Source organism: Aeromonas sp. HMWF014, assembly GCF_963878295.1.
In the GTDB taxonomy this organism is placed as follows: Bacteria; Pseudomonadota; Gammaproteobacteria; order Enterobacterales; family Aeromonadaceae; genus Aeromonas; species Aeromonas popoffii.
In genome coordinates this window covers 1-10,030 of record NZ_CAWNYS010000568.1, presented here as the reverse complement: position 1 = coordinate 10,030, position 10,030 = coordinate 1, and the positions used below count along the sequence as shown (strand labels likewise).

General features: G+C 56.3%; 8 protein-coding genes. 2 read left to right on the top strand and 6 right to left on the bottom strand.

Annotated elements, in window-relative coordinates:
* A partial coding sequence (ppsA, locus tag AAC083_RS21930) for a phosphoenolpyruvate synthase (protein ID WP_181364852.1) occupies nucleotides 1-1,390 on the bottom strand: 1,390 nt, incomplete at its 3' end.
* 320 nt (nucleotides 1,391-1,710) lie between these two features.
* Here ppsA and ppsR point away from each other — a divergent pair.
* Entirely contained in the window at nucleotides 1,711-2,523 is an 813-nt protein-coding gene (ppsR, locus tag AAC083_RS21925) for a posphoenolpyruvate synthetase regulatory kinase/phosphorylase PpsR (protein WP_108537698.1), read from the top strand.
* A gap of 116 nt (nucleotides 2,524-2,639) precedes the next feature.
* On the opposite strand, the gene AAC083_RS21920 is transcribed toward ppsR, so the two are convergent.
* The gene (locus AAC083_RS21920) at nucleotides 2,640-2,927 is read right to left on the bottom strand and encodes a hypothetical protein (RefSeq protein WP_108537697.1); all 288 of its coding nucleotides are present in this window, start codon (nucleotides 2,925-2,927) and stop codon (nucleotides 2,640-2,642) included.
* A gap of 369 nt (nucleotides 2,928-3,296) precedes the next feature.
* On the opposite strand from AAC083_RS21920, the gene AAC083_RS21915 reads away from it, so the two are divergent.
* Nucleotides 3,297-4,673 carry an amino acid permease gene (locus AAC083_RS21915; RefSeq protein WP_042037864.1) on the top strand — a complete coding sequence of 459 codons (1,377 nt, stop codon included), beginning with the start codon at nucleotides 3,297-3,299 and terminating at the stop codon, nucleotides 4,671-4,673.
* Nucleotides 4,674-4,682: 9 nt separating this feature from the next.
* Here AAC083_RS21915 and AAC083_RS21910 read toward each other — a convergent pair whose 3' ends face one another.
* From AAC083_RS21910 to AAC083_RS21895, 4 genes are all read right to left on the bottom strand, one after another.
* On the bottom strand, nucleotides 4,683-4,805 hold the full coding sequence (locus tag AAC083_RS21910) for a hypothetical protein (RefSeq protein WP_258224823.1): 123 nt from the start codon (nucleotides 4,803-4,805) through the stop codon (nucleotides 4,683-4,685).
* A 144-nt stretch (nucleotides 4,806-4,949) separates the two neighbouring features.
* On the bottom strand, nucleotides 4,950-5,657 hold the full coding sequence (locus AAC083_RS21905; protein WP_042037863.1) for an SIMPL domain-containing protein: 708 nt from the start codon (nucleotides 5,655-5,657) through the stop codon (nucleotides 4,950-4,952).
* Nucleotides 5,658-5,713: 56 nt separating this feature from the next.
* Nucleotides 5,714-6,271 carry a hypothetical protein gene (locus AAC083_RS21900; protein WP_108537695.1) on the bottom strand — a complete coding sequence of 186 codons (558 nt, stop codon included), beginning with the start codon at nucleotides 6,269-6,271 and terminating at the stop codon, nucleotides 5,714-5,716.
* Between the two features lie 86 nt (nucleotides 6,272-6,357).
* Entirely contained in the window at nucleotides 6,358-10,020 is a 3,663-nt protein-coding gene (locus AAC083_RS21895; protein ID WP_146181762.1) for a T1SS-143 repeat domain-containing protein, read from the bottom strand.
* Between the last annotated feature and the right edge of the window lie 10 nt (nucleotides 10,021-10,030).

Here is a 10,030-nt window from a genome sequence, read left to right as displayed (position 1 = left end):
CGCCATCATAGATGAAGCCGGTATCCCCTTCCGCACAGGAGACGGTAATGAGCTGACCCGGGGTAATATGATCGGTGGCGTTGCCGCAACCCACCACCGCCGGAATACCCAGCTCGCGGGCGATGATGGCGGCGTGACAGGTGCGCCCGCCACGGTTGGTGACGATAGCTGAGGCCCGCTTCATGATGGGCTCCCAATCAGGATCCGTCATGTCGGTGACCAGTACATCGCCGGGCTGAACCTCGTCCATCTGGCGGATGGAGGAGATGACCCGCGCCGGGCCCGCACCAATCTTGTGGCCGATGGCACGCCCCTCGATCAGCACCTTGCCCGCCTGTTTGAGTGCAAAACGTTCGAGGGTGTTGGCCTCCTGGCGGCTGCGCACCGTCTCGGGACGCGCCTGCACTATGTAGAGCTGGCCATCCTGTCCATCTTTGGCCCACTCGATATCCATGGGGCGACCGTAGTGCTGCTCTATGATGAGCGCCTGTTTCGCCAGCGCCATCACCTCCTCATCCGTGATGCAGAAGCGGCTGCGCTCGGTCTCGGTCGTGTCGACGATCTTCACCTGACGGCCGTGACCGGCATCGTCCGAGTAGGTCATCTTGATAAGTTTCGAGCCGAGCGTCTTGCGCACCACGGCAGGACGCCCGCCCCTGAGGGTTGGTTTGTGCACATAAAACTCGTCCGGGTTGACGGCCCCCTGCACCACCATCTCGCCCAGCCCCTGGGCCCCTGTGATGAAGACCACATCGTTGAAACCCGATTCGGTATCCAGAGTGAACATGACGCCGGAGGCAGCCAGATCCGAGCGCACCATGCGCTGCACCCCGGCCGAGAGCGCCACGCCCTTATGGTCATACCCCTGATGCACCCGATAAGAGATAGCGCGATCGTTGAACAGTGAAGCAAACACATGCTTGACGGCAATCATGACGGCATCGATGCCGCGTACGTTGAGAAAGGTCTCCTGCTGACCGGCAAAGGAAGCGTCCGGCATATCCTCGGCGGTGGCGGAGGAGCGCACCGCGAAAGAGGCATCCACACCCGCACTCAGCTTGTCGTAGGCCGCGCAGATCGCCTGCTCCAGCGCGCTCTGGAACGGCGCCTCGATCACCCAGTCACGGATCTGCTGACCGGCCCGGTTGAGGGCGGCGATGTCGTCCACATCCAGGGTATCGAGCAGATCATGGATCTTGCCGTTAAGGCCGCTTAACTCCAGAAACTCGTTAAACGCAAAGGCCGTGGTCGCAAAGCCACCCGGCACGGATACACCGGCACCAGAGAGGTTGCTGATCATCTCGCCAAGGGATGCGTTCTTGCCGCCAACTCGTTCTACATCTTGCATTCCGAGTTGTTCGTACCAGAGTACGTACTGTTGCACTTGCATGTCTCCAGGTTGGTGGGCTCGGGTGCCATGGCACCTTCTGCGCCAAATTATGTGCGTGAGTTATATGCGTTATTGTCTGTTTCTACTGTTGCCAACGAATATGAAAACGTTTTCTATTTGTTGTCAAAAAAATCCCCGAGCAAGATTTGGGGATAGCCGAATGACACAGACATTCTACAATGCCAACACAAAAAGGTAACGACTCAGGTTTGCAAGCCACTTCACAACTTGGGCACAGTAGATAGGTTGACAATATCGGTATAGTTTCGAGAGATACTGACTGCTCGCAACCTCGCCAACCCGTATCACAGGAGCGCATCGTGCACACCGTATTCTATGTATCCGACGGCACCGCCATCACGGCCGAGGTGTTCGGCCACGCCGTATTGAGCCAGTTTCCGCTGGTGTTTGAGCAAATCACCATCCCCTTCGTCGAGACGCAGGACAAAGCCAGGCAGGTGCGGGCGCGCATCGACGAGCAATTCCGTCAGACCGGGATACGCCCCATCCTGTTTCACACCATAGTCGACCCCCTGGTACGTGAAGAGGTGCTTAAGGCCCAGGCCAGCAGCCACGACTTTCTCAACACCTTCGTCAGCCCGCTGGAGTATGAGCTGGGGGTCAAAGCCGAACCCAGGCTGCATCGCACTCACGGCATGGAGAATCGCAAGCTCTATGACGATCGCATCGAGGCGGTGAACTTCGCACTGGCCAACGACGACGGCATTACCACCAAGGAGTATGAGGAGGCGGACATCATTCTCATCGGGGTCTCCCGCTGCGGCAAGACCCCGACCAGCCTCTATCTGGCGCTGCAATTTGGCATCCGGGCCGCCAACTACCCCTTCATCGAGCAGGACATGGGCTCGCTGGACTTGCCCAGCGCCCTCAAGGCCAACCGCCACAAGCTGTTCGGCCTCACCATAGCGCCCCAGCGGCTACACGAGATCCGCAACCAGCGCCGCGCCAACAGTCGCTACTCATCGCTGGAGCAGTGCGAGCAGGAGCTGGCGAGTGTGGAGCGGCTGTTCCGCCGGGAGGCGATCCGCTTTCTCGACACCAGCTCTCATTCGGTGGAGGAGATAAGCGCGAAAATTCTGGAGGCAACCGGCATGCGCCGTCAGCTCTATTGAACCGGGCAGGGGTTAGAAGCTGAGCCCGACATAGTCCATGGATGACGGCGAGCAGGAGTGACAGGCAGACATAAAAACCGAGCCAGATGCGGCTGCACCTGGCTCGGTTTTTATGATTAGCGGGAACGGGAGGCGGTGCTGTTCAACTCCTTGTTGCTCATCAGCATGGCATAGAAGTTGAGCACACCATGACGCCGGCGTACCCGCTCGGTCAACCAGACCGATGGCAACAAACCGACAGCGCCAGCGGCCAGCAGCACGGTTCGAAAGTGCAGCACCAGATAGTCATCCCCCTGCACTGCCCAGACCAGCAGGCATCCCGCCGCCATGGTCAGCAACAAGGGAGATAGCCAGACCGTCAACCAGAGCACGACGGCCAGCAGGCTACCAATAATACGTTGCATGAAACACATCCTTATTTATGGAGGAGACTTCATAAAACAGGAATCAATGAAGGAGTCAACTGAACAGGATTCGATTGTATACAACGCGAGCAACCACTCCCCTCCAGCGCGTTCAAATCATAAAAAACCTGTTTCATGCCGAAAAAACCGGCGAGCAATGAGGAAAACAGGTGCGCAGACAATCGATTATCACTATTCTGCTTCCGTTGGTAGTCGCTACAAAAAACAACAATCAGCCAACTGTAACGAAATAAATACGGGTTTCGTCACGTTTTTAGCACAATGTTGCCGTGCAAGGTCACATGGAGTGACTCGACGGGACGGAACGAGATGACAGACGAGTGATATCAGAGACGTAAGGAAGGAAGAATGGATCTTCAACAAGACGGTGAGGAGCTGAAACGCGGCCTGAAAAACCGCCATATCCAGCTCATCGCATTGGGCGGCGCCATAGGCACCGGCCTGTTTCTCGGCATTGCCCAGACCATCAAGATGGCGGGCCCCTCAGTGCTGCTTGGCTATGCCATCGGCGGCTTTATCGCCTTCCTCATCATGCGCCAGCTCGGTGAAATGGTGGTAGAAGAGCCGGTGGCGGGCTCCTTCAGCCACTTTGCCTACAAATACTGGGGTGACTTCGCCGGTTTCGCCTCCGGCTGGAACTACTGGGTACTCTACGTGCTGGTGAGCATGGCCGAGCTGACGGCGGTCGGCATCTATGTCCAGTACTGGTGGCCCGAGATCCCGACCTGGATGTCGGCTGCCGTCTTCTTCGTGCTGATCAATGCCATCAACCTCTCCAACGTGAAGGCGTTCGGCGAGATGGAGTTCTGGTTTGCCATCATCAAGGTGGTCGCCATCGTCGGCATGATTGGCTTTGGCAGCTACCTGCTCGCCAGTGGCAACGGCGGACCGGATGCCAGCATCACCAACCTGTGGGATCAAGGCGGCTTCTTCCCCAACGGCATCAGCGGTCTGGTGATGGCGATGGCGGTGATCATGTTTTCGTTCGGCGGTCTTGAGCTGGTGGGGATCACGGCTGCTGAGGCGGACGATCCCGAGAAGAGCATTCCCAAAGCCACCAATCAGGTTATCTACCGCATCCTCATTTTCTACATTGGCGCCCTGGCCGTGTTGATGTCCCTCTACCCCTGGGGCAAAGTCGTGGAAGGCGGCAGTCCCTTCGTGATGATCTTCCACGCGCTGGACAGCAACCTGGTCGCGACCGTGCTCAACATGGTGGTGCTGACTGCTGCACTGTCGGTCTACAACAGCTGCGTCTACTGCAACAGTCGCATGTTGTTCGGTCTGGCCAAGCAGGGCAACGGCCCGCGCAGCCTGCTCAAGACCAACAAGAGTGGTGTGCCCGTGGTGGCCATCTCCATCTCCGCCGCGGCCACCCTCTTGTGCGTGCTGATCAACTTCCTGATGCCGGGCAAGGCATTCGAGCTGCTGATGGCGCTGGTGGTCTCGGCACTGGTCATCAACTGGGCCATGATAAGCCTCGCGCACCTGAAGTTTCGCCAAAGCAAACAAGCCGAAGGCGTTGAGCCCAAGTTCAAGGCATTCTGGTATCCGTTTGGTAACTACCTCTGCCTCGCCTTCATGGCAGGTATCCTGGTCATCATGTACCTGACTCCGGGCATCCAGATTTCAGTGCTGCTCATCCCGGTCTGGATCGTCGTGCTGGCCATCGGCTATCAGCTCAAACAGAAGCGTCGTGCACGGGTTGCCGCCAATCTGGGTTAATCCACCTCGTTACACCATCAGATGCCGGTCACCGACCGGCATCTTGCTATCCGTCATCTGCCACTCGCTGGCGGCAGAGCGCAGGGCCAGGCACCAGCGCCCCCCACCCTTGCACCATAGACCACCAGGCATGATCGGGATCCTGCCAGTCACATCATCATCTGCGGGCCGCTATCCGGCCTGCGCACTCAATCCAGCTTGCCAGGTAAAAACGACAAGCCCGAGGGGATGAGCCTCGGGCCTGGGGTAGATCGACAAGGCCGGATGGCCAAAGCCTTATTCCAGCAGGAAGACGGCTTCCACGTTGTCCGTGATGCTTATCTGCTGCTGTTGATAGCTGTTTTCCATCATGTCGGCGGCAGGCGCAGCCATGACGGCCTCCTTGAGTGCACGGCTATAGACGGGCATGGGGGTGTTGTTGCGGTACTCGACGCTGTAAACCTTGCCAAGCTTCATACCGAACGCCTTGGCCAGTGATTCCGCCTTGATCTTGGCATCTTCCACCGCACCGACACGCGCCTGCTCCTTGATGGTCTGCGGCGACTTGAGGCCGTACTCTATCTGGGACACAGACTCCAGACCCGCCTTGAGGGCGGTATCCATCAGCTCGCTCAGCTTGTCGAGCTGGTAGAGTTTGACCGCGAGTTGACGCTGGGCACGGTAGCCCACCAGTTCCGGCTTCTTGTTCTGCGGATATTGATACTCGGGGAAGATCACCAGGTTGCCCGCCTCCACATCACTGCGCTTGATGCCCAACCCTTCCAGTTGGCCAAAGAAGGCCGCGACCTTGCCATCCACCTGCTGCTTGGCCTTGATGCCCTGCTTTTCCAGCGCGGTCACCGACACATTGAGGGTCAGCATATCTGGCTCGGCCTTCTGCTCGGCATAACCACTCACCACCAGATGCGGGGCTTGCGGTACTTCAAGTGCGAATAACGGAGCACTGACGACCAGAGCGGAAAGGGTAAGAAGGGGACGCCACATAGAAAAAAACCTCAGTCAATTAGAGTGAGGTCATTATGCCCGTGGTCGAATGGGATTCATATATCGTGCAATGACGGTATCTGATCCAGCACCTGATTGGTCATGTCGATGTTGATGCTGATCTCGTTGCCCATCAGCTCTTGATGGCCGGGTGCCATCGGCGTGACGCTGCGGGAACCGAGCACGACGTCATCATCAAAATGGAAGGAATCCCACGACAGAACGTGTCCTTGCGGCGAGGTCTCGGGGTCTGCCAGCGTGGACGTGATAAGTGGAGCATAATCTATGCTGTCGGAGTGCATGAGCAGATCCTGCAAACAGCTATCGCTCAGACTCTGCAGCGAATACTCCTGCTCCCCCTGATCGTGCCCGACCAGCACCACCATATGAGGTGGTTCTGCATCGACTGCCGGCGTGAAAGCGATGGTCGCTGTCGCGAAGTCCACATTGAGGGAACCCGCCACTTCGCCATCTTGGCTTTCAAGATCCAGTGCATCGATCCGATCACCTGCCATCGTGGCCTGATAGCCAAACTGGCCGGTGCAGGTAATGCTGCCCTGCCCATCCCAGCTATAGCGAATGCCATCGATATCGATCCAATTGAATGACTGCATGGTGACCCTCTCCTGTACTGCCGCTATCTTAGCCGCCACCTCTGTCAAAAAACAGGGGCCAGGCATAGCCCGGCCCCATTACTCGATTACGGATCAACCTTGAGGTTGCCTTGATCCAGCAAGTCTTGAATGATCTGTTGATCTGTTCTTGTTCCTCCAAGGGTCAGATCCACGTTATCAAAGAAGATAGTATGGGTTGTAGACCCACTGTTCGAGCCATCCAGGTCGATCGTCAGAGTAGACTTATTGCTACCTGGGCCGGATGCAAAGTTAAAATACTGATCCAATGTTGCTGCATTTGTCTGTTCCCCACTGAGCAAATCACTCAGGTCCAGCACATCGCCATTAGCTCCCGTAGTGAAATCCTTGATGGTATCAATACCACCGGCATCACCCGACATCCACTTGAAGGTATCCTTACCTGTTCCCCCTGTCATGGTGTCACTGCCAGAGCCACCAATCAGAATGTCATCTCCCAGTCCACCTATCAGTGTATCGTCACCAGCCAAACCTGAGAGAGTGTCGTTCCCGGCACCGCCCTGAATCACATCCGCCAACGCCGATCCAGTGAAGGTGGTGCCAGCTTCGATGGTCACATGTAGATTGGTGCTGGAGGTGGCATCGTTATCGGCATCCTTAACCCCAACCAGGAAGTCCAGCTCGGCATCCAGTGTGGTATTTTCCGAAGTGACCAGGCCAATATCAGAAACTTTCACTACATCGCTGTCGGTCTGGTTAGTGAAGTCCGTTGTCGTATTCGAACCACCTGTATCACCGAAGGCCGCATTGAAGTTCAGCGCAGTGGTAGTGGTAATGCCCTCCACGCTGGTCAGGATCTGCGCGCCGTAGATCTGCCAGTTTTCACCTATGCCGTTGTAGTCATTTTGTTCAATGACGATGGCCCCATCGTTATTGTCCAGGGTAATGCCATAAGCCAGCAGGGCTGCCAGGGTCGCAGCGCTACTGCCAGATTTAGCAATATCACTGTTGCTGATCACCAGAGCTCGGGTGGTGGTTATGCCACCAGTGCCGATCAGTTTCAGCACCACCACCAGGTCTTCACTATTGATACCATCGAATTTCAGGAATATACCCGCCGCCCGACCATCAGGGTTGGCGACTACGGTACCCGTCGGGTTGGTGGTATGGAATGTCAGGTCCAGCACCTCCCCCTTGCCGATGGTATCGCCAGCCACACCGTTCGCCGAATTTGAAACACTGACCCAGGAAGCCGTCTGGGTGAACAACTCGCCATTGGCGAATATATTGGTATTAGCGCCACCAGTCTGCAGATTATTCGTCCCGGTGCCTCCACCAGGCTCTGCAGCACTTCTGAACTGAACGTAAAAATCATTGTCCAGCTTGGCCACCGACACATCCGGCTGCGAGTTATCCGGGACACTCCCCCCCGATGCGTAGCCCGTGATACTCAGCGAAGCGCTGGTTTTGAGGACACTGAAACCCTCGATCGGCTCATCCAACGATACCGTGTAGGTACCGTTGCTTTTGTCGAAGACCAGAGTACCAGTTGCCACCTGCGTGATTCCGGGACTGGCCGGATTCGGCGCGTAATTGAACTCAATATCAAAAGTGGCCGTGCTAGCATTCTCCGACGCCCAGGTAACCAATTGCGACGTAATGGCCGTGCCACCAACGGTTCCCGTCAGACCGATGGCATTAAAATCCGAGTCGGACGACGAGAACGGCCCAGTGCCGCGATTATCCGCACCGGTGCTGTAATCAAACACACCAGTGCCACCACCCGGGTTGCTACTGTTTGAGTACACCAGATTGGAACTGGCCAAGATCGAAGGGATATCATCTTCAACCTCGATAAGCAGGTCACCAGCCAGCGGCAGCGAGTTGACCCCATCGAAAGCTCGAATGGCTCCGGTCAGATTCAACGTCAGAAGCTCGTTGTCATCACCATTGACATTCGGGTGGTCTAGCGGCCCAAGCAGGGTGAAGGTGTAGGAACCATTGCTCTGCACCACCAAGGTGAAGACTGTTGTCGCACCTGCCATCGCCGTCAGGGTATTCCCAGAGAAACCGTAGGTGACCGTCACTCCATCCGAAGTCAGGGACGGCATGACATTTGGGGTGGTATCCAAACTGAACTGGCCGCTGTTCGTACCGACCAATAGTTCAACCAAGCTTCCTGAGACGGAAGTCATCTGGGCATCGCCATCGGTGATGCCGCCAGTCAACTCGTCCTCATCCACCTTACCGATCACCGGTGCAGCATCCTCAATATTGATCGTCAGAGTAGCGCTCGCTTGATCGCCATCCTTGTCGACGATCACATAGTCGAAGCTTTCGCTGGTGTCCGCTGAAACGCTTTGCGGCGAGGTGTAGCCCCATGCGCCCGTGACAAAATTAAAGGTCAGCTTGCCACCCAGAGCCGTCGTGATGTTGGTCAGCTGCTGATCGCCATCCAAGACGCCATCCCAGGCGTAGGTCGTGCCATTGATCTTGATAGACATGATCCGCCCCGGACCATCGGCACCGTATGCGTCATCGTCGCCGCCACCCACTGCGTTGTTGTTGCCAAGCAGAACATTGCCGCTGACAAAGTTACCCGAGATCTGACCAAGTAATGTATTGATCAGGCCATTAAAGTCGGCTACCAGAATCGGGGACCCACTACCATCGAGATCAACATTCTGCAAGCGGGTGGTGTTAATACCATCACCCACACCAATAGTGGTGACGTTGATGGCGTTACTATCAACAAAGGTGTTCCAAGCCGTTGCCGTCACGTCGCTCAGCGAGTTACCGCCCGTACCCGTTTGCTCATTAGGGTTGCCATCACTGATGAAGAAGATCTGGTTGCTCCAACCCTCAATTGGGGCATAAGACACCATGGTTTGCTGGATAGCATCGGTAAAATCGGTCCCGCCACTAAACGGCCTATTGGCAATAATGTCATCTATCAGAGCATTGAATGCAGCATTCGATGCCACCGGGGCATATGCCAGTGAGTCCGAAGAGAACGCCACTATGGTGATTCTCACATCGCCATCGGTACCGTTGAACAACGCCTGCCCCGCCGCTTTCACGGCATTCATCATGGTTGTGAACTCGCTATTGCTAATACTGCCGCTAGAGTCCAGAACAAAGGCAACATTGAAGTCCTTGCCACTGGACTCAGCAACAATGGCCGTGTCGTTTTTCGCCAGCGGCGTATCGTCATCGACATTGATAGCCAACGTACCGCTCGCGGTATCACCATCGCCATCGGTCACTTGATAGTTCAGGGTAAACGCCTGGTTGTTCTCCTGATCAGCGTTCGCATGCTGAATAGGCGCATTCTGCGTCACGCTATATACCCCTGTGGCCGAGTTCAGGGTTACTGTCAGTACTGTGGTCGCCCCCTGCTTGACCAACAGGGCACCTGTGAGATTTGTTTCATAAGTAAAACCTGCTGGCGCCCCCGTAGTCAGCCATTGCACACTACCCGCACCATCCGCCCCGAAGTTATGAGCGAGGATACCGTTAGTGTTTACCGCATTGTCATCGTCATTCGGACCATCCTGAATGCCATTGGCAAGGGCATCATCATCGAGTTGCACCGTGAGATTACTGCTGACGCTCGGGACATCGTCCTCGAAGTTGATGTTACCACCCAGATCGGCACTCACCGTGCCGGTCGCGGTGTCGTTGTCGCCATCCACCACCGTCACCGTTGCACTCAACAACACCTTGCCATTGGCCAGGCTGATGAGGCTGTTGTCGTTGCTGGTGTCCACGTCCTCCGGC